The organism is Streptomyces sp. SCSIO 30461 (assembly GCF_037023745.1).
Lineage (GTDB): Bacteria > Actinomycetota > Actinomycetes > Streptomycetales > Streptomycetaceae > Streptomyces.
This window is the reverse complement of the sequence record NZ_CP146101.1, coordinates 2,972,843-2,996,240: the sequence shown is the minus strand read 5'-3', so window position 1 is coordinate 2,996,240 and position 23,398 is coordinate 2,972,843. Positions and strand designations below refer to the sequence as shown.

The following is a 23,398-nucleotide window of genomic DNA, read 5'->3' as shown; positions in this document are numbered from 1 at the left end:
GCCCCATGAGCACCCCCACGGACTCCCCCCGCAAGCCCCTGCCCAAGGTGGCCTGGATCGGCCTCGGCATCATGGGTTCTCCCATGTCGGAGAACCTGCTGAAGGCCGGATACGAGGTCACCGGCTTCACCCTGGAAAAGGACAAGCTCGACCGGCTCGCCGCGGCCGGCGGAAGGGCGGCGTCCTCCATCGCCGACGCGGTCGCCGGTGCGGATGTCATCGTCACCATGGTTCCGGCGTCCCCGCAGGTGGAGGCGGTCTGCTACGGCTCCGACGGCATCCTGGCCAACGCCCGCGAGGGCGCCCTGCTGATCGACATGTCCTCGATCACCCCAGGGACCTCCATCGACCTCGCGAAGGCCGCGGCCGACAAGGGCATCCGCGTGCTCGACGCCCCGGTCTCGGGTGGCGAGGCGGGCGCGATCGAGGCGGTGCTGTCCATCATGGCCGGCGGCGACCGGGAGGCGTTCGACGAGGCGCTGCCGCTTCTGGAGGCACTCGGCAAGACGATCGTCCTGTGCGGCCCGCACGGCTCGGGCCAGACGGTCAAGGCCGCGAACCAGCTCATCGTGGCGGTCAACATCCAGGCCTGCGCCGAGGCGGTCGTCTTCCTGGAGAAGTCGGGTGTGGACCTCCGGGCGGCCCTGGACGTGCTGAACGGCGGACTCGCGGGCTCGACCGTGCTGACCCGCAAGAAGGACAACTTCCTCAACCGGGACTTCAAGCCGGGCTTCCGCATCGACCTCCACCACAAGGACATGGGCATCGTCACCGAAGCCGCCCGCAGCGTGGGCGCCGCACTGCCGGTCGGCGCGATGGTGGCCCAGCTCGTCGCGTCCCTGCGCGCCCAGGGCGACGGCGGGCTCGACCACTCGGCGCTGCTGCGGGCCGTTGAGCGCCTCTCGGGCACGCAGACCGCCTGAGCCGCCTTTCCGGGACCAGGCCGTCTGGGCTCGGGGCCGGATCCTGAGCTCCCTTTCCCTACCCAGCCTCAGAGCCAGACCGAGAACCAGGCCCAACCCGGGCCCACCAAGCCTCCGGGCCGTGGCCGCACCGACAACTGTCCTGTCGCGCCCAGGTGCCGCCACGGCCCGGACCCCGCCCTCCATTTCAACAAAATGTTGACGCTGCCGCCGGGGCAAACCTAGGCTCCTGCCACGCCCCACTGCCATCGGAGGCTCCCTGGGTCCGCCCGGGCGCCACCCGATCTCCCGCACGGAAGGTCCTCCCGCCCTATGTCGAAGCGCGTGCTGACGACGGAGTCCGGTGCTCCCGTCGCCGACAACCAGAACTCCGCCACCGCGGGTGCCGGTGGTCCGCTCCTCCTCCAGGACCAGCACCTGCTGGAAAAGCTGGCGCGCTTCAACCGTGAGCGCATCCCGGAGCGGGTCGTCCACGCCCGCGGCTCGGGCGCCTACGGCCACTTCGAGGTCACCGACGACGTCACCGCGTACACCAGGGCCGACTTCCTGTCCGATGTGGGCAAGCGCACCGACACGTTCATCCGCTTCTCGACCGTCGCCGACGCCCTCGGCGGCGCGGACGCGGTACGCGACCCGCGAGGCTTCGCGCTGAAGTTCTACACCTCAGAGGGCAACTACGACCTCGTCGGGAACAACACCCCGGTGTTCTTCATCAAGGACCCGATCAAGTTCCCCGACTTCATCCACTCCCAGAAGCGCGACCCGTTCACGGGCCGTCAGGAACCGGACAACGTCTGGGACTTCTGGGCACACGCCCCCGAAGCAACGCACCAGATCACCTGGCTGATGGGCGACCGCGGCATACCCGCGTCGTACCGCCACATGAACGGCTACGGTTCGCACACCTACCAGTGGACCAACGCGGCGGGAGAGGCGTTCTTCGTCAAGTACCACTTCAAGACCGACCAGGGCATCCGCTGCCTGAGCTCCGAACAGGCGGCCGAGCTCGCGGGCCAGGACCCCGCCAGCCACCAGACGGATCTGCTCCAGGCAATCGAGCGCGGCGTGAAGCCGTCCTGGACGCTGTACGTGCAGATCATGCCCGCCGCCGAAGCGGCGGACTACCGCTTCAACCCGTTCGATCTCACCAAGGTGTGGCCGCACGCCGACCATCCGCTGCGGCGGGTGGGCCGGCTGGTGCTCGACCGCAACCCCGACAACATCTTCGCCGAGGTCGAGCAGGCGGCCTTCTCGCCGAACAACTTCGTTCCCGGAATCGGCCCTTCGCCGGACAAGATGCTCCAGGGACGTCTGTTCGCCTACGCGGACGCGCACCGCTACCGCCTCGGTGTCAACCACACCCGACTGCCGGTGAACTCCCCGCAAGGCTGCCCGGGCGGCACCGCCGACAACTACGGCCGGGACGGATTCATGGCCACCCGCAACGGATCCCGCTACGACAGGAACTACGAGCCCAACTCCCACTCCGGGCCGACCCAGACGGACACCGCGCTGTCGGCGCCGCTGGCCGTCTCGGGCTGGACCGGCACCCACGCCGCACCGGCGCACACCAAGGACGACGACTTCTTCCAGGCCGGGGAGCTCTACCGGTTGATGTCGGAAGAGGAGAAGCAGCGCCTGGTCGCGAACATCGCGGGCGGTCTGTCGCAGGTATCCCGTGACGATGTGATCGAGAAGAACCTGGCGCACTTCCACGCCGCCGACGCGGACTACGGCAAGCGCGTCGAGGAGGCGGTCCACGCTCTGCGCGAGGACTGAGCGAACACAACCGGACGAAACACAACCCGAGGAAACACAACCCCAAGACCGGACCGCGGCGGGTGCGAGCCAGTGCGGTGGTACGGGCCCCCACGTCCCCTTCCTGACCTGAAGGAAGGAGCGACGCAGAAGCCCACCGCCCCGCCGCGGTCCCAGAAGACGCCGCGCTTTCAAGCCATTTCGAGCAAATGAGAGCGCGCTTGCCCGTGCCCTGGATTCATCACTGAAAGTTCCCGACTGGTAACTTCTGTCGAGTTGATCAAGCTCCGTGCCTGATGTCACGGCCGTGAGCGACACCCCCGACTACTCGACAAGGAAGCGACCTTGGCTTCTGCCCGGCTCCGCCGCTCGACCCGTCTCGCAGCCATCACGGCGGTACTCGCCGCGACCGTATCGCCGCTCCCCACCGCCGCTCCGGCCCTCGCGGCCGAACCGTCCACCCCGCATCTCGACGCCATCGAGCGGACGCTGCGTGAGGTGTCCCCCGGCCTCGAAGGCCAGGTGTGGGAACGCACCTCGGGCAATCGGCTGGACGCCCCGGCCGACGACCCATCCGGCTGGCTGCTCCAGACACCGGGCTGCTGGGGTGACACCGGCTGCACCGAACGCTCAGGGACCCAGCGGCTGCTGACGAAGATGGCGGCGAACATCGCACAGGCCACCCGCACGGTGGACATATCCACGCTGGCTCCGTTCCCCGACGGGGACTTCCAGGAGGCCATCGCCTCGGGACTCAGGGCCGCCGCGGCGAAACGCGGGTCGGGCGACAAGATCAAGGTGCGGGTCCTGGTCGGGGCAGCGCCGCTCTACCACCTGAACGTGCTGCCGTCGAAGTACCGCGACCAGTTGGTCGCCAAGCTGGGCGACGCCGCAGACGACATCACGCTGAACGTGGCGTCGATGACGACTTCCAAGACCGGGCTGTCCTGGAACCACTCCAAGCTGCTCGTGGTGGACAGCAGGTCCGCCATCACCGGTGGCATCAACAACTGGAAGGGCGACTACCTCGACACCACTCACCCGGTGTCCGACGTGGACCTCGCCCTCACCGGCCCGGCGGCGGGTTCGGCCGGCCGCTACCTGGACCAACTGTGGTCCTGGACCTGCGGCAACAAGAACAACCTCACCAAGGTGTGGTTCGCCTCCTCCGGTGGCGGCGGCTGCATGTCGACACTGACCGGTACGACGCAGCCGGGCCCGACCGGTGACGTCCCGGTGATCGCCGTCGGCGGACTCGGTGTCGGCATCAAGGACCGCGACTCGTCGTCGGCGTTCCGCCCCGAGCTGCCGACCGCGTCCGACACCGAGTGCGGCGTCGGCCTGCCCGACCGCACCAACGCCGACCGTGACTACGACACGGTCAACCCGGAGGAGAGCGCCCTGCGCGCGCTGGTCGGTAGCGCGACCACCCATGTCGAGATCGCCCAGCAGGACATGAACGCCACCTGCCCGCCACTGCCGCGCTACGACATCCGGCTGTACGACGCGCTTGCCGCGAAGCTGGCCTCCGGAGTGAAGGTCCGTATCGTCGTCAGCGACCCGGCCAACCGCGGAGCGGTCGGCAGCGGCGGCTACTCGCAGATCAAGTCGCTCGACGAGATCAGCGATGTGCTGCGCGGCCGCCTGACCCGGATCACCGGTGACGGCGCGAGCGCGAACGCGGCCATGTGCGGCAATCTCCAGCTCGCATCGGCGCGCAACGCGGACAGCGCCACCTGGGCCGACGGCAAGCCGTACGCCCAGCACCACAAGCTGGTGTCGGTGGACGGCTCGGCCTTCTACATCGGCTCCAAGAACCTGTACCCGGCCTGGCTCCAGGACTTCGGATACATCGTGGAGAGCCCCTCGGCGGCGGCGCAGCTCGACGTCGAGCTGCTGGCTCCGCAGTGGAAGTACGCGCAGGCGACGGCCACGTACGACTACGCCCGCGGGATCTGCCAGGGCTGAACCGGCGTACCGCTTGACTTGCCCCGCACCGGGACCGCCGGTGCGGGACAAGCAGGCCCAGCCGGCCGGGCACAGGTCAGTCAGCCCGTCAGCCCGTCAGGGAAGTTTCCAGAACTGGCTTGTGACCAGATGGAAGACGACACACGCCGGAAGACGGTCACCGCGGCCACGGTGCCGAATCCGATGAGGTCGATCTTGGCGGCCGGTTCGTCGGGAGCCGGCCGCAGCCACCGTCTGAGCAGTGGGTTCACACGGTGGGGCATCGTCAGGAAGCGCCAAGTCGCAAAGGGCGCTTGAGCCATGGCCATTCGCCCTTCCGGTACGCAGCCGCCACCCGGGCCTGAATGGGGCGAGGTCCACTCCTTCGGCCCCGTCGTCGACCGCCCCGCCCGGCCGGCCGCCCGGCCGTCGGACAACCCACTCACACCTTCAGAGGTTTGATCGCTGTGGGCGCGTGCCAGGCCTCCGTGGCCAGTTCCTCGAACTCGGACACATCACTGATGTCCGCCGTTCGGCTCATCGCGATATTGGTGACCCGTTCCAGGATCGCCTCCACCACGACCGGCACCCGATGCTCGGCCGCCAGCTTCTTCGCCCTCTCCATCGCCGGCAGCAGTTCCTCCGGCTCCCTGACGCGGATGGCCTTGCAGCCCAAGCCCTCGGCGACCCGCACATGGTCGACACCGTAGGCGCCGAGTTCCGGCGCGTTGATGTTCTCGAACTCCAGGTTGACCTGGAAGTCGATGTCCAGGGCGAGTTGCGCCTGCCTGATCAGCCCCAGATACGAGTTGTTCACGAGGACATGGACGTATGGGATTCGATGCTGTGCTCCGACCGCCAGCTCCTCGATCATGAACTGGAAGTCGTAGTCCCCCGACAGCGCCACGACCTGCGCCTGCGGATCGGCCTTGGCCACGCCCAGAGCGGCCGGGATGGTCCAGCCGAGCGGCCCCGCCTGCCCGCAGTTGATCCAGTGACGCGGCCGGTAGACGTGCAGCATCTGCGCTCCCGCGATCTGGGAGAGCCCGATGGTGGTGACGTAGCGGGTCTCGGGCCCGAAGGCCTTGTTCATCTCCTCGTACACGCGCTGCGGCTTCAGCGGCACGTCGTCGAAGTGCGTACGCCGCTGCAAGGTGGCCTTGCGCTCCTGGGTCGAGCGGACCCATTCGGTGCGGTCGGGCAGCCTGCCCGCCGCCTCCAGCTCCCTGGCGACTTCCACGAACAGCTCCAGGGCCGCCCTGGCGTCCGAGGTGATGCCGAAGTCGGGGGCGAAGATCTTGCCGATCTGGGTGGGCTCGATGTCCACATGCACGAATGTACGGCCCCTGGTGTAGACATCGAGCTTGTAGCCGGTGTGCCGGTTGGCCCAGCGGTTGCCGATGCCGAGGACGAAGTCGGACTCCAGGAAGTTGGCGTTGCCGTAGCGGTGCGCGGTCTGGAGACCGGCCATTCCGGCGTTCAACTCATGGTCGTCCGGGATGGCCCCCCAACCCATCAGGGTCGGGATGACGGGTGTGCCGGTCAGCTCCGCGAACTCCACCAGCAGCTCGCTCGCGTCCGCGCCGATGACACCGCCCCCCGCGACGATCAGCGGCCGCTCGGACGCGAGCAGGTACGAGATCGCCTTCTCGACCTGGGCACGGGTCGCCGCGGGCTTGTAGACCGGCAGCGGCTCGTACGTATCCGGGTCGAACTCGATCTCGGTCATCTGGACGTCGATGGGCAGGTCGATCAGCACGGGACCGGGTCGGCCGGAGCGCATCAGATGGAACGCCTGCTGGAACACCCCCGGAACCTGCGCCGCTTCGAGCACGGTGGTGGCCGCCTTGGTGACGGGACCGGCGATGGCGGCGATATCGACGGCCTGGAAGTCCTCCTTGTGGATCACATGCGTCGGGGCCTGCCCGGTGATGCACAGGATCGGAATCGAGTCACCGCTCGCCGAGTACAGCCCGGTGATCATGTCGGTGCCCGCCGGACCGGACGTACCGATGCAGACACCGATGTTCCCCGGGGCGGTGCGGGTGTACCCCTCGGCCATGTGCGAGGCGCCTTCCACATGGCGGGCGAGGGTGTGGTCGATGCCGCCGCCCTCCTGGAGTGCCTTGTAGAAGGGGTTGATCGCCGCGCCCGGCACGCCGAACGCATGCGTGACGCCTTCGCGCTTGAGGATCTCAACTGCCGCTCGGGCGGCTGTCATACGAGGCATGAGGGGCTCCTGCTTCGGCCTGGCGGATCGGACTTCGTCGCGTTTTTTCATTTTCCGCAATACGGAATATAACTTCTGTTATTCGGAATCAAAGTAGGACGCATGAAGGGGGACGTCAAGGGAATGCGGACGGCACGGGGCCGCGACGCCCTGCCGGATGGCCGAAGTCCCTCCCCCAGGACTGACGCGTGGTGGACGATGGAACCCAGGAGGCGTGACCGACGTCACGAAGACGACAGAGGTGCACCCGAGGTATGTCCGATGCGCGCATGAGGCACGCACGAGGCACGACTGCGCCGCCCGAGGGGGGACGGGGAAGAATGGGAGATCAGGTACCGGTTCGCTGCCCGGTCTGCCGCCGTACGCACACCTTCGCGGCACCGGTCTATCCTTGCGCGTGCGGCGCTCCGGTCGCGCCTCCGCTGCTGCGCGGCGCACCCGCCCAACCGATCACCCACCGCACCTGGACCGAGGACTGGGTCACCGCCCGCTGCCAGAACTGCGGACGCCGGGACCAATGGCCGCAGCCGGAGCTCGGCTGCCCCTGCGGGACAGTGCTGCGGATACCGGTACGCCCGGTGACCTCACCCCCCAGACCCGCCGCGTCGCCCGCACCACCGCCCGTCCCTTCGGGACCTCAGGCGCCCCCGGTGCCCCCGTCGGTCCGGTCACCGGCAGCGGCGGAGGCCCGCGGCAGCCGGGCAGGGCTGCCCACACACATCCCCCCACCCTGCACCGCCCCCGCGCCGCGCCCCACCTTCCGCCCGGTCACGATCCGCACGGCTGACGACGCGGTGACCACGGCGGCGCTGTATCTGCGCTGGCTCGGCTTCGAGGAGATCGTCCAGCAGAAGGGCTGGTACGCCACCGGCCTCGCCCTGCGCGGCCCCGGCCTGGTCGCCCAGGTCGATCCCACCACACGTCCGGCCACGATGAGCGCTGTCGAATGTCTCTGGTTGAACGGGCTGAACGAGGATGCGGTGGGGATCTTCTTCTCGCTCGCGGGCTACGCGACCGAAGCCCGCGCTCGCGCGGACGACCTCGGCATCCCGCTGTTCGTCATGGATCTCACCGGCACACCGCAGCCGGTGAACGGCCCGGCGGACGCACTGCTGCCACCGGGCCGTTCCTGAGCCGGGCCGCACGGCGAGTGCGCCAGGTCGCGTTCGGCCCGCACGGTCTCCCATCCGCACCCGCTCCAGCACCTGGCACCGGCCGGCGAGCGCCCCCATGAGATGCAGCCCCGGTCGGCAGGCGGCGCGGACACGGTCAACTCCCGCGAAATCGGCGGACACCGTGCATCACGCGTGTCGGCCCCCTCCACACGGGGCGTCAGCTCGTCAAGAAAGAGCCGGAGTTCGAAGTCGCGCCCCGGCACGCGACCATCCGGCTTCGTCGCCTACGCCACAGGCGCCGCCCGCTCCTGAGCTGCACGGCACCCGCCCTGCCCCTTCGGGAACGCTCAGCCGTAGCGCTCCCGCAACTCCACCTTCCGCACCTTGCCGCTGACCGTCATCGGGAAAGCGTCCACGACCTCCAACCGCCGGGGGATCTTGTAGTGGGCGAGCTGCTCGCGACAGAAGCCGGCGACCTCGTCCAGTGTCGGCGGATCGGCGGGGTCGCGGGCGATGACGACAGCGAGGATCTCCTCCCCGTACCGCTCATCCGCCACGCCGACGACCTGCACGTCGGCGATCTTCGGGTGGACGTGGAGGAACTCCTCGATCTCGCGCGGGTACACGTTCTCGCCGCCGCGGATGATCATGTCCTTGATACGGCCCACGATCTGGACGTACCCGTCGTCGCGGATGACGGCCAGATCCCCCGTGTGCATCCAGCGCCCCGCGTCGATCGCCTCGGCGGTCTTGTCGGGCTCGTCCCAGTAGCCGAGCATCACGCTGTAGCCACGGGTGCACAGCTCCCCCGCCTCACCACGCGGCAGAGTGATCCCGCTGGCGGGATCGACCACCTTCACCTCGATATGCGGCAGCGCCCGCCCCACCGTGCCGGTGCGGCGCTCCAGATCGTCGTCACGCCGGGTCTGCGTGGAGACGGGTGAGGTCTCCGTCATGCCGTAGCAGATCGACACCTCCGCCATGTTCATCTCGGCGACCGCCCGCTTCATCACCTCCACAGGACAGGGGGAGCCCGCCATGATGCCGGTGCGCAGCGAGCCGAGGTCGTACGCGGCGAAGTCGGGCAGGTTCAGTTCGGCGATGAACATCGTCGGTACGCCGTACAGCGAGGTGCAGCGCTCCTGCTGGACCGCTCGAAGGGTGGCGGCGGGCTCGAAGGACGGCGCCGGGATGACGACACAGGCGCCGTGTGAGGTGGCGCCAATGTTTCCCATGACCATGCCAAAACAGTGATAGAACGGGACGGGAAGGCACAGTCGGTCGTGCTCGGTGTAACCGATCATCTCGCCCACGAAGTAGCCGTTGTTGAGGATGTTGTGATGGGAGAGGGTGGCACCCTTGGGAAAGCCGGTGGTGCCTGAGGTGTACTGGATGTTGATGGGGTCGTCACACGACAACTGCTCTTCCCGTCGGGCGAGTTCTTCTCGTCCCGCACCCACTGCCGACGCGAGGAGCTCCGCCCAGCTGTCGTCGCCGATGTAGTGCACGGACCTCAGTGCGGGGCACTCGGTGCGGACCTGTTCCACCAGTGCCCGGTAGTCGCTCGTCTTGTGGGTGAGGGAGGCGACCAGGATGCCGACACCGGCCTGGTTGAGGACGTAGGCGAGCTCATGGGCGCGGTAGGCCGGATTGATGTTGACCATGATCGCGCCGATCCGGGCGGTGGCGTACTGCGTCAGCACCCACTCGGGGCAGTTGACCGCCCAGATCCCGACCCGGTCGCCCTTGCCGACCCCGCGTGCGAGCAGCGCCCGCGCGAGCTCGTCCACGTCCGCCCCGAACTGCGCGTAGGTCCAGCGCCGCCCGGACGGCACATCGACCAGCGCCTCCCGTTCCGCGCACCGGGCGATCGTACGGTCGAGGTTGCGTCCGATCGTTTCTCCGAGCAGTGGAACGGAGCCCGTGCCGTGTGTGTACGAGAGCGCCCTGGCCGTCCCCGTGTCCTTCCCCGCCATCGCAGTTCCCTTCCCGTCATACCTCGTCGACTGCCGGGATCCTCCCCCGAGTGCTGCCGGAATATCAGCCCGTGAAGCCGCTCATCGGCGTCCCCGCCGAGGAGGGATCGCCGGTCGGCTGAGCTGTCGCCGATGCGCGCGGCCAGCCGATCGTCGACCTCATCGTCCGGGTCGGCGGCTGCGCGCGGCAAGCAGGGCACAGAGCATCAGCGCGACCGGTGGCACCGCCGCCCAGGCGGGTGCGGTTTTCAACAGCGCGGCGGAAAGGGCTGCGCCCACGATCAGTGCGCCGAACCGCACCGGAATCCAGATCTCCTGGCGGCCCGATCCGACCCCATTGACGATATAGGTGGCCATGGTGCCGGTCAGATAGGTGGTGGGGGCGGCGGCGTGGCCCGCAGCCACCATGGCGGTGGACTCGACGCCCATGGAGACGGCCGCCGCGAACTGGAGCAGGTTTCTGGTGACCCCGCGCGGTGCGCCGTCGAGGGCGGCCCAGGCCCCCGCGATCGCGACGAGAATGACGGTCGTCGCGATCAGGCAGAACATCACCCGTGGATGCCAGCGCCCTTCACGGATCTCGCTGCACCGGGTGACCCGGGCGGCCGCCGCGGCACCGACGCCGAACCCGGCCAGCGCCAGGGCGGCAGCGGTCACATTCAGGGCCTGTTGCTGCCCGATGGCCATACCCATCAGCGCGAGATTGCTGGTCATCACTCCGGCGAAGACACGGTCCAAGCCGAGGAAGGAGATCGTCTCCAGCGACCCGGCCGCCGCGACCAGAAGCGTCACCGCGAGCTGCAGCGAGCGGGGCGGCCCGGACGAGGGGTGGGCTGGCGGCTCCATGGCCCGCCATGCTAACGGTGAGGCGAGGTGTTGGCCGTGGTGACGAGGACGTGTCTGAGACGTGGATCATCAGACGTATCACTCTCCGGCAGGTATGAGACACGGGCATGGCGGCGCCGGCGGCGCCCGGCTCGTGACGAGCCCACCCGCGCGGAGGTCGTGGAGAACCGATTCAACGGCGAGGGTTGGGGGCGTTGGTGGCGTCGGACCCGTGGGAGTCGAGCCTGCGGAGGTACGACAGGCCTGGGCGGCCGTCGAGCTCTGTCTCGCCGACGACGCCGAACCCGGTGCGGGTGAGCACGGCCTGGGACGCCGGGTTGTCGAGTGTGGTCTCGGCCCTCAGTGGTGTCAGCCCGTACTCGCCCTCGGCACGCTGACACAGCTCCTGGACGGCCCGGGTGGCGAGGCCGCGGCCCGCGGCGCGCTTGGCGATGCGGTAGCCGAGTTCGGCCGCGCCGTCCGCCACGTCCACCAGATTGAGCCGCCCCAGGATCTCGCCTTCGGGGTCCACCAGCACGTGGAAGTAGCAGTAGCCTGCCGCCTGTTCGGCGAGCAGGGCACTGTGCCGCTCCTCGAAGTCTCGGAAGTAGTCGTCGCCCCGGTCAGGAACGGACGCGGCGAAGTAGGCCCGGTTCTCGCGCTCGAAGGCAAGGAGCGCGGGGGCGTGGTCCGGGCGGAGCAGCTGCAATTCGGGCATGTGGATCACTGTACGCACTCCGGCACGTACCCCATCTGCCGGGGCAGCTGGCTCCCGCCCGTAACTCCCCTATGGATGGCTTCAGTTCACCTGGCGTCCAGTGCCTTCCCAATATGGCTCACGAAGCTTGAACTTCTGGATCTTGCCGGTGGCGGTGCGCGGAATGGAGTCGCGGAACTCGACCGATGTGGGCGCCTTGAAGCCCGCCATGCGCTGCTTGCAGTGGGCGATGATGTCCGCTTCACGCACGGTGGCTCCCTCGGCGAGGACCACCAGCGCCTTGATGGTCTCCCCCCACTTCTCGTCGGGCACGCCGATGACTGCGACCTCCGCGACGGCCGGGTGGCTGAAGATGGTGTCCTCGACCTCGATCGACGACACGTTCTCGCCACCGGTGATGATGACATCCTTCTTCCGGTCGGAGATCGTCAGATGGCCGTCCCGCAGATCGATGGTGCCACCGTCACCGGTGTGGAACCAGCCGTCCTGGAGTGCCGCCGCTGTCTCGTCGGGCTTCTCCCAGTAGCCGTCGAGCACCACGTTCGACCTGGTGAGGACCTCGCCGGAGTCGGACACCCGCATCTTCACACCGAGCGCCGGAAGCCCGGCACGGGACAGCTTGTGCGCACGCTCCTCGGCGGGCAGGCCCACATCGGCGAGGCGGGTGCGATTGAAGGTGAGCAGCGGTGAGGTCTCCGTCAGGCCGTAGATCTGGGTGAACTCCCAGCCCAACTCTTCTCCCACCCGCTGGATGGTCCGGCTCGGCGGCGGGGCACCCGCGCAGACGATGCGCACCCGGTCACGGCCCGGAATCTCCCCTCCCCAGGTGGCCGCCGCGTCCAGCACCGCGTTCCACACCGCGGGCGCACCGCACATCAAAGTGACGCCGTGTGCCTCGACTCGGCGCAGGATCTCGGTGCCGTCGACCTTGCGCAGCACGACCTGCTTGGCACCGAGCCCGGCCATCACGAACGGCATGCCCCAGCCGTTGCAGTGGAACATCGGCAGGGTGTGCAGATAGACGTCCCGCTCCCAGGCACGGGTGTGCAACCCGAAAGTCAGGCCGTTCACCCAGATGTTGCGATGCGTGAGCTGGACACCCTTGGGGCGGGCGGTGGTGCCCGATGTGTAGTTGATGGTCGCGGTGGCGTCCTCGTCCGGCTGCGACCAGGGGCGCGGCTCCACCCCGAACCGCATGAGCTCCGCATCGGTCTGCTCACCGAGCACGAAGCGATGCTGTGCCTTGACCTCCGACAGCCCCTCGTCCAGCTCCGGGTCCACGAGGAGCACCGACGAGCCGCTCTGCCGTACGACGTAGTCGACCTCGTCCGGCTTCAGACGGAAGTTGACCGGCACGCACACCCGCCCGCTCATGGGCACCGCGAAGAGCAGTTCAAGCAGCCGCGCGGAATTGTGGCTGACTACGGCCACACGCTCGCCTTCACCGACCCCGATCGCATCCAGCCCCGCCTGCCAGGCGCGCACGCGCACACCGAGCTGCCCGTAGGTGGCGTCGGGCACCGATGGTGCCGGTTGGTCGAGTTCGTCGATCACACCGGGGCTGTCGGAGAACCCGAGCTCGGCCCGGTCGAGAAAGTCGGCGATGGTCATGGGGATCCGCATGGCGCTCTCTCCTACCTGCAATCACACAATCGCTGGTCGGGTACGAGCATCTCGCGTCCACACTCGAGCGCGGCTGGTGACGCAGGCCTTCCCCCGTAAGGAGCAGCAGTTCACGACACGCCGGCTTCGAGTGAGCCCGGTCCGATGACCAACGGCATCGCGGCGCGCCACGAGGGTCCTTGCGGACAGCCCATGTCCGCAATCCGACGCTCGTGTATATCCTGCTCAGACCGGGTACGCGATCACGGGAGGTGACCAGGATGTCCGAGCGAAGGGCCCGCCCCGACACGACCCCGAGGAAGCACGCCTGGCGCCGCCGGTTCACTCCGACAGGCGGTTCGGGCGGCTCAGCGCAGCATGCCCCAGGGGCACCCTCCCCGATCCAGAAAGATCAGGGGAGCATCGTCCAGGCCGCGCTCTACCGCGACGGCCGGCGCGTCTCCAGCCCCGATTCACTCGCCGAGACCTTCCGCCAACTACGCGAAGAACCGCGCGGCATGGCCTGGATCGGACTGCACCGGCCGACCGAGTCCGAACTGCTGACACTGGCCGAGGAGTTCGACCTCCACGAGCTGGCGGTCGAGGACGCGATGGAGGCTCACCAACGCCCCAAGCTGGAACGCTACGGCGAGACACTCTTCGTCGTACTGCGCGCGGCCCGCTACCTCGACGCGCAGGAAGAGGTCGACTTCGGCGAGCTCCATGTCTTCGTAGGCCGCGACTTCGTCATCACGGTCCGCCACGGCGCCGCCCCTGACCTCTCCTCGGTGCGCCGCCGCATGGAGGACGACCCGGAACTGCTGACGCTGGGCCCCGAGGCAGTGCTTTACGCCATCCTCGACGCGGTGGTCGACGGCTACGCCCCGGTGGTTGCCGGGGTGCAGAACGACATCGACGAGATCGAGACCGAGGTCTTCAGCGGCGACCCCGCCGCGTCCCGCCGCATCTACGAACTCTCCCGCGAAATGGTCGAGTTCCAACGCGCCACCCGCCCTCTGGTGGGCATGCTGCACGGCCTGATGGCAGGCTTCGCCAAATACGGCACGGACGAGGAACTCCAGCGCTACCTGCGCGACGTTGCCGACCACGTCACCCACACCAGCGAGCGCGTGGACGGTTTCCGCCAGGCGCTGGCGGATATTCTGGCGGTCAACACGACGCTGGTGACACAGCAGCAGAACGCGGAAATGCGAGCGCTGGCGGAAGCGGGCTTCGAGCAGAACGAGGAGATCAAGAAGATCTCCTCGTGGGCGGCCATTCTGTTCGCACCCACACTTGTGGGAACGGTCTACGGCATGAACTTCCAGAACATGCCGGAGTTGCACTGGGGCTTCGGATACCCCCTGGCCATCGGCCTGATGGGCGTCGTCTGCGTCAGCCTGTACTTCGTCTTCAAGCACCGCGACTGGCTCTAGCAGCCGACCGAACATAGATCAACTTTACATGTGCGAACACGATGAAACGGCTCCTCAAGCCCTCTGGGGAGAATCTGGGGAGAATGCGCCGCGCGCCGTACGAGCTGGCCTCCGCGCTGCCACGGTTGCGGAGGCCAGCGAAGGCCCCGCACCCTCACCGGCCCACAATCACAGAGCGTCACGAAATGGGCGGCACAGCATGGTTGCTGTGCCGCCCGTCGATCACGCCGTGACGAGGCTTCGGGGTGCGTAGTCGGGCACTGTGCCGAGCAGGGCGTCGATGGCGGCGCGCCCCTTGCCACCGGCCTCGGGCATGAAGTGGGCGTAGTGGTCGAGGGTGATGGTCGGACTTGAGTGGCCGAGCCACCTGGCGAGCGTGACGATGGACTCGCCGGCTTCGAGGAGGACCGAGGCATAGGTGTGGCGCAGGACGTGGAAGCCGTCCTTGCGAGAAGCCTTCCAGCGCCGCCCCTTCTCCTTCACGGGGATGACACCAGCGGCGGCGAGGGCCGGCTTCCACGCCTCGTCGTTGAACATGTTCGCCCGGATGGCGTTGCCGTATGTGGTGGTGAGGATCAAAGGAAAGGTCTGCCTCTCCCGGTCCGGCTCCGGGCCTCCCCACGGCAGCTCAACGTCCACGGCGGGTTGGTCGAGGAAGTAGGCAGCCAACTCCGTGGCCACCGACGAGGGCATGTCGACGACGCGCGTCTTGCCGCCCTTGGGTAGTGCGAAGTACAAGCGGCCGTAAAGCAGCTGGACCTGACGGCGCACGCGGATGACACCGCGCTCGAAGTCGATGTCCTGCGGCGAGAGCCCGAACACCTCGCCTTGACGCAGTCCACACCCCAGCGCGATGACGACTGCGATCCGGTATCGCCCGTTGATCACGTCTCGGACCCGCTGTGCTGTCGCCAGCGGCCACGCTTCGCGCTCCTCGTCCGGCGCCTTCGGCCAGCGCACCGTCTTGGCCCGCATCGGATTGCGCACGAGGCGCTTGTCGTCGATCGCGGTCTCAAAGATGTTCGACAGCGAGGTCAGGATTTGCCGCGCATACCGCGGAGAACATTCGCCTTCGAGCGTGGCTATGTAGCCGCGCAGGACGGTCGCCGACACATCTCTGAGCGCTACCGCGCCAAGGTGAGGGAGAATGTGGAGTCGTACGCGCTCGTCGATGCGCTTGATGGTGCCCGGAGCGCCGCGAACGCCCACTTGCCAGTGTCTGGTGACGAAGTCAGCCAGGCTGATGGTGCCGTCGCGCGGGTCGACGAACTCGCCCCGTTCGCTGTCGGTACCAGCCCGTCGAAGCCACGCCTTGGCGTCCTCCAGCACGTCGAACGACATGTCTCGGACCCCGGGAATTCCGGCAACGCGATATCGGGAACCCTTACCGTATCGGGTCGTGCGTTCACGCTTCCCGGAGACGGGATCCTTCTTCTTCTTGAGCCAACGATCTTCAATGTAGCCAGCCAAAGACATCCTTTCGGTAGGGGAATTTGAAATCGGAGCAGAGAGCCTGCCCGCGAACGGTCAAGCGACGGCAGGCGTCCTGGAACGGCGCCGAGGATTCACGTTCACAGGGTTGAGGGAGGCATTGCTGCGAGAATCCGCCTGCTCCTGTTGACGGATCCATGCATCGAGCGAATCAATCCGATACATGACACGTCCACATTGACCCATGCGAAAGCTCGGCGGTCCTTGACGCCGATGGCGCCAGACGTACAGAGTGCGAGGCGAGAGGCCGAGATACTCGGCTGCGTCCTTCACACTGAGGAACGCCCTGCGAACACCACCCGTCGCGTCTCGCTCGGCCGGAACGCCGGGGTTCGGATACGCGGACATACACGGTTCTCCTTGAAGTATTCAGATAGGTCGATTGAGCGATGCCCAGTTCGTAGCACATGTCATCAGCCGTCAGGTGGCCTATGACGCACTGCTATTGCCACGCCGGCACTTGCGATGCCGAGCACGGGGTTCGTTGCAATCTCGCGGATAGAAACGGGCAGGGGCTATCACGGATCGGCGCATAACACGGGTTCCTTGCTGAGGAACGGGGAGCGACAGATGCGGCAGCATCACCTCGCGCTGTGCGCGCCAGGACGACCGCGTGCCAGCAGCCCGCGCTGCCCACGACGGAAGCACTGCTGCAATGCCCGCGCCCGCTCTGGCCAACGCGAAGCCACCTGCGTTCGCCACGACTCCACCGCCAAGCGCAGCCGAAGCGAATACTTCAATGATCTCGAGGATCGCCGGTTTGGCTAACCGGCGATCCGCGGCTATGTTGCGCCCGACTCGGCGCGCACGACGCCGCAGCGCATGCACACCAAAGCGGCGCGCAGTCGCGCTGCTGCGGACTGTTCTAGGTTTGCTTGCTTCGCCGCGCCATTCCAGTCCGTTGCGCCCTCAACACGTCTGCCGTCGGCGAACCAACGTTGGATTGGGCTCCCTGCCCTCACTCAAGCCGCCCAGGCATGCTCGAAGTGGGGGCGGCAGGCCACCGCTCTGCAGATGCCCATCGAGCCCCTACCGCCATAGGTCGGCAATGGGCCACCAGCTGCCTCGCCGTCGGACACTGGCAGTCCTCCGCCCAGTACCGGACAAGGCTGTTCGGTACTGGGCGGAGGACGGGACCGACTTTGGCACCATCCTGGCCTTCTCCCGGGACCGCGACGCGGTCAGCGGCCCCGGGAGGCTCGTGGATCGAGCACCAGCCACATGGCCGGACGCAAGTCGCGCGTTCAACGATGGATGTCGGTGTCCTTGATGCTCATGGGCGTTTAGGAGTACAGACGCCGACTCGCTGCGGGCCTTCGCTTCCGCCCGTCTGGTCACTGGGAGTATGGGCGGGTGAGTGTTGATGTGTTGGGACGCTGGGTACCGGATCGTCCCGAGGATGTGGCCGCGTTCTTCGCCAAGGCGGACTTCCCGTGGTGGATCGCTGGTGGCTACGCGATCGAACTCGCGGTCGGCCGCGAGCTGCGCGCACACGGCGATCTCGACGTCCTCGTCCTCCGGCGTGACCAGGACCTCGTGCGTGAGTTGCTGGCCGACTGGGACCTGTACGTCGCGGACCCGCCCGGCCAGGGAAAGCTGCAGCCATGGCGTCCTGGAAAGATCCTTCGGCCGCCGCTCCACGACATCTGGTGCCGACGAAACGCGAAGGCGCCCTGGTCGATGCAGCTCATGCTTGACGAAGCCGAGGACACCCAGTGGGTCTCACGGCGCACCCCGGAGATCCGGCTCCCGATCGATCAGCTCGCGCGCACGAGCGAGACGGGCATCCCCTATCTCGCGCCCGAAGTGCAGCTCTTCTACAAAGCAAAAGCGACCCGTGACAAGGACCAGACTGACTTCGAAGCGGTACTGCCACTGCTCGACGCTTCAGCCCGCGTCTGGCTAGCTGTCAAGCCCCGGGTTTCGTGGAGTGTGAGTTAGCTGGTTTTCTGGAGTGACGCAGGGGGTTCAGCTGCGGAGTAGGCAGCCTCGTGCTCGGCCGGGGTGATGTGGCCGAGCTCGCCGTGGAGGCGGCGCTGGTTGAACCAGTCGATGTACTCGGCGACGGCGATCTCGATGTCGTTGATGCCGGTCCACGGTCCCTTGTTGCGGATCAGTTCGGCCTTGAAGAGGCTGTTGAACGCCTCGGCCAGGGCATTGTCATACGAATCGCCTCGTGAGCCGACCGAAGCCACAGCAGCCTCTTCCGCGAGGCGTTCGGTGTAGCGGATAGCACGGTATTGAACGCCGCGGTCCGAGTGATGCGTGAGACCAGTGAGGTCGGCGCCGGTGTGCCGGCGGCGCCAGATCGCCATCTCCAGCGCGTCGAGGGCGAGGTCGGTGTAAAGGGTGGTAGCGACCTGCCAGCCGACGACCATGCGGGAGAAGACGTCGATGACGAAGGCGGCGTAGACCCAGCCGGAGAAGGTTCTGATGTAGGTGATGTCGGCAACCCACAGCTGGTTCGGTGCAGTTGCGGTGAACTGCCTCTCGACCAGGTCGGCGGGCCGGTCGGTCTCGGGAGCGGGCCGGGTGGTGCGCGGGCTCTTGGCCCGGATCACTCCGCGAAGTCCTGCCGCCCGCATGAGACGTTCGACGGTGCAGCGGGCCACCTTGTGTCCCTCGCGGACCAGAGCGGCATGGACCTTGCGGGCCCCGTAGACCCCGTAGTTGTCGGTGTGGATCCGGCGTATCTCCTCGGTGAGCTCCGCATCGCGCAGGCTGCGGGCCGACGGCGGACGGCCCTGAGCGGCGTAGTAGGTGCTCGGCGCGATCGGCGCGTCCGTCTCGGCGAGGACGTCACAGATCGGCTGGACGCCGAACGTCTCCTTGTACTGGTCGATGTAGGCGACCTTCATCGCAGTGGACGGTCCAGCTCCGCGGCGAAGAAAGCCGAGGCGGACTTCAGTATCGCGTTCGCCCGTCGCAGTTCCTTCACCTCCCGCTCCAGTTCCGCGATCCGGGCGGCCTCTGTGCCCGTGGTCCCTGGCACGACGCCCTCGTCGGCCTCGGCCCGCTTGACCCACCCCCGCAGAGCCTCGGGGTGCACGTCCAGCTGGTCGGCGATGCGCTTGATCGCCCCGGCCCTGCCGACCGGGTCCTTGCGGGCCTCGACCGCCAGACGCGTCGCGCGTTCACGCAGTTCGTCGGGGTACTTACGGGGAGCAGCCATGATCGGCATCCTTCCGGGTCTTCGATGTCTCCATCAAACCCGGGGCGATTCAAGCGGACGCGATCAACGTAACCGCGCCCGACCACCCTTGGCTCCGTCAGCTCCTGCCGGTCAGCCACACGTAAGCAGCGGTACGTCGTAGAGGTCCGGGTTGCGAGGCCGGGTGATCGTGGGCGATGTGACTTCCACGATCAGGAGTGGCGGTGACAAGGTGGCTCGTCCTGCCGTCGGCCGACTGGGCTTTGAGGCAGGCGGAGACACTCGACGGTGGCCGGGTCGCGGGCGAGAGTGCCGGCCCCGAGCGCCTCGACGTTGGTGACGTACGTCTTCGCCCAGACCGGTGCGGCCGGGTCGGCGAGCTTCTCGCAGGCACCCACGATCTCCGCCTCGGCGAAGGCTCCGATGAACGAGGGGATGTAGCCCTGCCGTATGTCGTTGTCACGGCAAAAGGTGGACAACGCCTCGAAAAAGTCCTCACCGTGGTCGAAGGTGACGCCAAAGGTACGACCGACAGTCAGTTCGTGAGCACGCATGTGCGGGTGTCTCCTGGAGAGGTGGGTTCAGCGGGCGAAGGCGGTGGTGAAGGTCTCGCGGGCTGTCCCTCCGTCGGCACCTCGGGCGAGCAAGGCGTGCAGCAGGGGCCGCGCCTGGTACGGGCTGAGATCTCCGGCACCGATGAGCCCTCGGGCGAGGAGGTCCTCCTCGGATCCGGGGAAGCCATACGTGTCGGACAGGACTGGGCCGTTGCCGATGCGGGAGGCGAGGACCACGGGGATGCTGCAGGCTCGCATCACCGAACTCGAACAACAGAATCTCGGCCAACGCCTGCGACTTGAGGAGAAGGACGAGGACCTGTCCGATGAGCCTCCCGCCAAAGAACCCGGTTCCTACTTGGCGCGTCCAGCGGCGTCGCTCCAGTAACAAGGGTCGAGCATTTCTCCCGGCCACGCGGGCTGGTGTACCACGCCTCGGGGTCCCATCTGTTCGAAGTACGGCGCGAGGTCGAGTACGGGCGTTCCGTCGACGGCGTCGAGATCGGTGACCACCAGGTCCCGGCCTTCGACCTTGATCAGGCGTGGGTAGCTGATGGCCAGTTGGTTGGGGCGTCGGTGGTTGCGGTGGACGAAGGTACCGGTCGCCGGCCATTGCGGGTTTCCCCGTGGGCTTCGTGCGTGGAGCTGGACGTCTTCGGGGCGTGCCAGGTGGAAGCGCCATGTGACCGTCAGGTGGGAGAAGTCCTCGATGCCCTGGAGTGTTTCGAGGGGGTACGTGTCGTTGAGTCGGATGATCGATTCGACTCCGCCCTGGTAGTCATCCTGGACACGGGTGTGGCCGCCGACGACTGTCGCGATCGACTCGACCTCGTACGTCGCCATCGATGCTCGTTCCTCTCCCTGGTATCGCGTGTTCGGCTCTCTCCGACCGGTTCTTCGGGCCGGTTCTCAGGTCAGCCTATGGCGCGCAGCATGTCGCGCGCCCGGCGTTCGAGGTCGGCGACGTGGTGCCCCCCGCGTTGCCGGACGGGCGAGAGGTCGCTCTGTATGCGGACGATGACGTCGCGGGCGCGGCCGGACTGGACGCCGGCCATGGCATCGAGGGCTTGGTTCCAGGTGGCGCATGCCTCGTCGAGGCGGCCCTGCTGGACCTGGACAGCGCCAAGGTAGCCGAGGGTCACGCTGTGGGTACGGGCGTATTGCTGACGACGACGGGTGGCGACACTGCGCTGGAAGTGGCTCTCCGCGTCGGACGGCTGGCCCATGTCACGAAGCGCGCAAGCGGTCTCGTGAGCCAGGGAGGCTTCCTGGAAGAAGCCCACGCGACCGGGGGCGTCGTCGTTGTCGACGCGGGAGAGGTCCCGCTCTGCGCGGCTGATGGCTGCGAGAGTTCTGGTGCGGTCGCCGTCGGCCGCGAGGGCTCGTGCGTGGACGATCGCGAGCAGGGCCTTCTCCCTGGAGCTGGCCTGGCCGTAGTGACCGTGGGACATGGAGGCGTCGGCCAGGGCGAGTGCGCGGCGGGGGTGTCCGAGGTCCACGGCTTGGTGCGCCAGGGCGCGCAGGATGTGGCCGCCGAGTGGTCCGTCGTCGGCTTCGGCTGCGATGCGGGCACCCAGGATGAGGTAGCGCTGGGCGGTACGGTGCTCGGAGGCGTCGAAGGCCATCCAGCCTGCGAGGTAGGTCATCTCGGCAACAGCCGAGTATGTATCGCGGCGAAGCTGCTCCGTGCGGAACCGGCTGCCGAGCAGGGGCACCGCTTCGTCGCGGAGGTGACCGGCCAGGGCCGAGCGTCCGGATGCTCCACCGCGCTGTTGGTCCCGGGCGGAGTAGAAGGCCGCCAGGTCGCGGATGTCGTCGATATCGGCCTCGGTCACCTGCCGGGGCGAGATCGCTGGTCGCTTCGCCGCTGCGGCAGGAGCGGCTGCCCACCACGAGGCGGTGGGCAGAGCGAGGCCGGCGGCCGAGTACGCGGCAGTCGCCAGCAGCTTGCGTCGGTGCATATCGAGGTCGTCGCTTCCCAGCTCGGCCAGCACGGTCAGAGGGTCGACGCTCCAGTCGGCACCGCTGTCGGTTTGACCTGTAGTTTCACCTTCCAGCCCGAGGTCGGCCAAGGTGAGGCGGCGGCCAAGCCTGCGGGACAGCGTCTCGCGCAGGATATGAGGCGCTCTCCCGCTGGGCCGCGTCCCCTGAACCCACATGGCGATGTGCGAGCGGGAGATGGCTGCCAGGTCACGCACCCCAGCCTCTGCGGCTACCCGGGCGACGGCGGCGGCTGCTTGCGGCTGGGACCAGCCCGCTTCGCGCAGGAGCGCGGCGAGGGTGACGTTTCGCTCGCGGGCCATTGGCCGCCCCTTGGTTCGGAAATGATCTTTGACGCCTTTGACGGCCTCGGGGGCCGCGCAGGCATGCCCCGTTGCGGGAATTCACGGTTCGCTCAACGTATCCGCCGCATCACTCGGTTTGCAGGCATCTGTCGATACCGAGCGGCGACTTTCACTCAACTTGGCTTGACTCGAACAGGAGTTATGGCATGCGTCTCTCGCTGGTCCCCCGCTGGGAAGCCCTTCAGCGTGCCGGCCGGAGCGGTCGGGATCGCGTCACCGTCGAGCCGGGTTCGCGGCGAAACCAAGCGGAGGCTGCGGCGGAGACGGTCGCCCTGGTGCTGGACGAAGACTCCCGGCTGCCGGAGAGTGCCGCCGACGTGGAGGAACTCGTACGGCGCCTGCGCGGCCACATCAGCCAACTCGGGTTCTTGGCAGCGCGGGAAGAGCCGATCTTGTGGCGTGCGCGGCAGCTCGGCTCGCAAAGTGTGCCTGACGGCTACATGCCGAGCAGGGTGTATCTGGTCAGGCTCGCCGAAGCGACCCAGGAGCTGGTCGCGACCGTGCGCTCCCGCGGCACCAGCCCGGTGGAGTCCGCGCGGGGAAGACGTTGGGGAAAGTCGCGGCTCAACGCGCTGAGCGGCACGGTCTTCGCGGTCGCCATCGCCTGCTTGGTCTTGGCAGCGTCGCTGCCCCGGCCATGAGGGCGACGAGTGCCCTTCTGATCACGCGAACCCTCGAATCCATGACGTGGACGGTCGCCACCGACGCTGTCCGGCGCCCTCACAGCAGGGCGGTATCCACACTCCGGGCGGACATCCGAACATCCCAGAGGACGTGATGACAACGACTGCCGTACGGGCCGACTGCGCCCTGATGAGTTCCACGTTCCGGATCGCGAAACGCCCTCCGGACGAGGCCCCGCCGCCCGAGGACAGCAGGAAGGTCGGCGTGATCCGGAATCTGACCCGGCTGTGTCTGAGCGCCTCCGAGCTGGCGCCCGTTGCCGACGAGGCGATCCTGATCGTCTCCGAGCTGGCGACCAACTCCATCATGCACAGCGGCGGTCGAAAGATCACCGTCTCCATCTCGCTGCGCGACGGGTTCCTGCGCATCGACGTGCACGACGGCGTTCCCCGCCGTCACGCCCCAAAGCCTCAGCCGCCCAGAGATGTCGACGAACACGGCCGCGGCCTCATCCTCGTGAAGGCGATCGCGGAGCGCCGACGGGGCGGCTTCGGTGTCGAGGACGGCGGCGCCAGCACGTGGTGCGAGCTGAGTCTGGAGCCGTGTTGATGATGTACTCCGGCGTGCCGACTCAGACCACGGGCACCGGGCCGATACCCGTCCGCGTCAAGGACCCGGCCGTCCCGACAAGTCCGTGGTCTCC

The 23,398-nt window shown here is 67.7% G+C and carries 20 protein-coding genes; 8 read left to right on the top strand and 12 right to left on the bottom strand.

What is annotated here, in order from left to right:
* The first annotated feature begins 5 nt into the window (after positions 1-5).
* The 3 genes from V1460_RS13175 to V1460_RS13165 all read left to right on the top strand — a co-directional run bounded on the left by V1460_RS13175 (position 6) and on the right by V1460_RS13165 (position 4,649).
* Complete coding sequence (locus tag V1460_RS13175; RefSeq protein ID WP_338673914.1) at positions 6-923, top strand: 2-hydroxy-3-oxopropionate reductase; 918 nt, start codon at positions 6-8, stop codon at positions 921-923.
* 312 nt (positions 924-1,235) lie between these two features.
* Complete coding sequence (locus V1460_RS13170) at positions 1,236-2,702, top strand: catalase (RefSeq protein ID WP_338673913.1); 1,467 nt, start codon at positions 1,236-1,238, stop codon at positions 2,700-2,702.
* A gap of 324 nt (positions 2,703-3,026) precedes the next feature.
* Entirely contained in the window at positions 3,027-4,649 is a 1,623-nt protein-coding gene (locus V1460_RS13165) for a phospholipase D-like domain-containing protein (protein WP_338673912.1), read from the top strand.
* 421 nt (positions 4,650-5,070) lie between these two features.
* On the opposite strand, the gene gcl is transcribed toward V1460_RS13165, so the two are convergent.
* Positions 5,071-6,849, bottom strand: coding sequence for a glyoxylate carboligase (gene gcl, locus V1460_RS13160; RefSeq protein ID WP_338678021.1), 1,779 nt, complete (start codon positions 6,847-6,849; stop codon positions 5,071-5,073).
* 329 nt (positions 6,850-7,178) lie between these two features.
* Here gcl and V1460_RS13155 point away from each other — a divergent pair, with 329 nt between their 5' ends.
* Positions 7,179-7,991 (top strand): hypothetical protein, encoded by an 813-nt coding sequence (locus tag V1460_RS13155; RefSeq protein WP_338673911.1) that lies wholly within the window; start codon positions 7,179-7,181, stop codon positions 7,989-7,991.
* Between the two features lie 329 nt (positions 7,992-8,320).
* Here V1460_RS13155 and V1460_RS13150 read toward each other — a convergent pair whose 3' ends face one another.
* From V1460_RS13150 to V1460_RS13135, 4 genes are all read right to left on the bottom strand, one after another.
* Positions 8,321-9,949, bottom strand: coding sequence for an AMP-binding protein (locus V1460_RS13150; RefSeq protein ID WP_338673910.1), 1,629 nt, complete (start codon positions 9,947-9,949; stop codon positions 8,321-8,323).
* 159 nt (positions 9,950-10,108) lie between these two features.
* Positions 10,109-10,795, bottom strand: a complete 687-nt coding sequence (locus tag V1460_RS13145; RefSeq protein ID WP_338673909.1) for a YoaK family protein — start codon at positions 10,793-10,795, stop codon at positions 10,109-10,111.
* 172 nt (positions 10,796-10,967) lie between these two features.
* Positions 10,968-11,492 (bottom strand): GNAT family N-acetyltransferase, encoded by a 525-nt coding sequence (locus tag V1460_RS13140; protein WP_338673908.1) that lies wholly within the window; start codon positions 11,490-11,492, stop codon positions 10,968-10,970.
* 81 nt (positions 11,493-11,573) lie between these two features.
* Positions 11,574-13,115, bottom strand: coding sequence for an AMP-binding protein (locus V1460_RS13135; RefSeq protein ID WP_338673907.1), 1,542 nt, complete (start codon positions 13,113-13,115; stop codon positions 11,574-11,576).
* Positions 13,116-13,375: 260 nt separating this feature from the next.
* Here V1460_RS13135 and V1460_RS13130 point away from each other — a divergent pair, with 260 nt between their 5' ends.
* Positions 13,376-14,530, top strand: coding sequence for a magnesium and cobalt transport protein CorA (locus V1460_RS13130; protein WP_338673906.1), 1,155 nt, complete (start codon positions 13,376-13,378; stop codon positions 14,528-14,530).
* Between the two features lie 222 nt (positions 14,531-14,752).
* Here V1460_RS13130 and V1460_RS13125 read toward each other — a convergent pair whose 3' ends face one another.
* Together V1460_RS13125 and V1460_RS13120 are read right to left on the bottom strand one after the other, a co-directional pair.
* Complete coding sequence (locus tag V1460_RS13125) at positions 14,753-15,871, bottom strand: tyrosine-type recombinase/integrase (protein WP_407077446.1); 1,119 nt, start codon at positions 15,869-15,871, stop codon at positions 14,753-14,755.
* Between the two features lie 186 nt (positions 15,872-16,057).
* The gene (locus V1460_RS13120; protein ID WP_338673904.1) at positions 16,058-16,369 is read right to left on the bottom strand and encodes a helix-turn-helix domain-containing protein; all 312 of its coding nucleotides are present in this window, start codon (positions 16,367-16,369) and stop codon (positions 16,058-16,060) included.
* A gap of 1,053 nt (positions 16,370-17,422) precedes the next feature.
* Here V1460_RS13120 and V1460_RS13115 point away from each other — a divergent pair.
* The gene (locus V1460_RS13115; protein WP_338673903.1) at positions 17,423-17,962 is read left to right on the top strand and encodes a nucleotidyltransferase domain-containing protein; all 540 of its coding nucleotides are present in this window, start codon (positions 17,423-17,425) and stop codon (positions 17,960-17,962) included.
* Here the strand turns inward: V1460_RS13115 and V1460_RS13110 are convergent.
* From V1460_RS13110 to V1460_RS13090, 5 genes are all read right to left on the bottom strand, one after another.
* Positions 17,959-19,193, bottom strand: a protein-coding gene (locus V1460_RS13110) for an IS3 family transposase (RefSeq protein ID WP_338671464.1) whose coding sequence is annotated in 2 segments (ribosomal slippage) — positions 17,959-18,914 and positions 18,914-19,193 — 1,236 coding nt in all. Because the reading frame shifts where the segments join, the coding sequence is not laid out codon by codon here. The genes V1460_RS13115 and V1460_RS13110 overlap by 4 nt on opposite strands.
* Before the next feature lie 191 nt (positions 19,194-19,384).
* On the bottom strand, positions 19,385-19,726 hold the full coding sequence (locus V1460_RS13105; RefSeq protein ID WP_338673902.1) for a PPC domain-containing DNA-binding protein: 342 nt from the start codon (positions 19,724-19,726) through the stop codon (positions 19,385-19,387).
* Between the two features lie 27 nt (positions 19,727-19,753).
* Positions 19,754-19,984, bottom strand: a complete 231-nt coding sequence (locus V1460_RS13100; protein ID WP_407077445.1) for a hypothetical protein — start codon at positions 19,982-19,984, stop codon at positions 19,754-19,756.
* A gap of 96 nt (positions 19,985-20,080) precedes the next feature.
* Positions 20,081-20,569, bottom strand: a complete 489-nt coding sequence (locus V1460_RS13095; protein ID WP_338673901.1) for an SAM-dependent methyltransferase — start codon at positions 20,567-20,569, stop codon at positions 20,081-20,083.
* 71 nt (positions 20,570-20,640) lie between these two features.
* A complete protein-coding gene (locus tag V1460_RS13090) occupies positions 20,641-22,029 on the bottom strand; it encodes a Tat pathway signal protein (RefSeq protein ID WP_338673900.1) in 1,389 nt (462 codons plus the stop codon).
* 188 nt (positions 22,030-22,217) lie between these two features.
* Between V1460_RS13090 and V1460_RS13085 the strand changes: the two genes are divergently transcribed.
* Both V1460_RS13085 and V1460_RS13080 read left to right on the top strand, forming a co-directional pair.
* Entirely contained in the window at positions 22,218-22,712 is a 495-nt protein-coding gene (locus V1460_RS13085) for a DUF6415 family natural product biosynthesis protein (protein ID WP_338673899.1), read from the top strand.
* 136 nt (positions 22,713-22,848) lie between these two features.
* Positions 22,849-23,304, top strand: a complete 456-nt coding sequence (locus tag V1460_RS13080) for an ATP-binding protein (protein WP_338673898.1) — start codon at positions 22,849-22,851, stop codon at positions 23,302-23,304.
* The last annotated feature ends 94 nt before the right edge of the window (positions 23,305-23,398 follow it).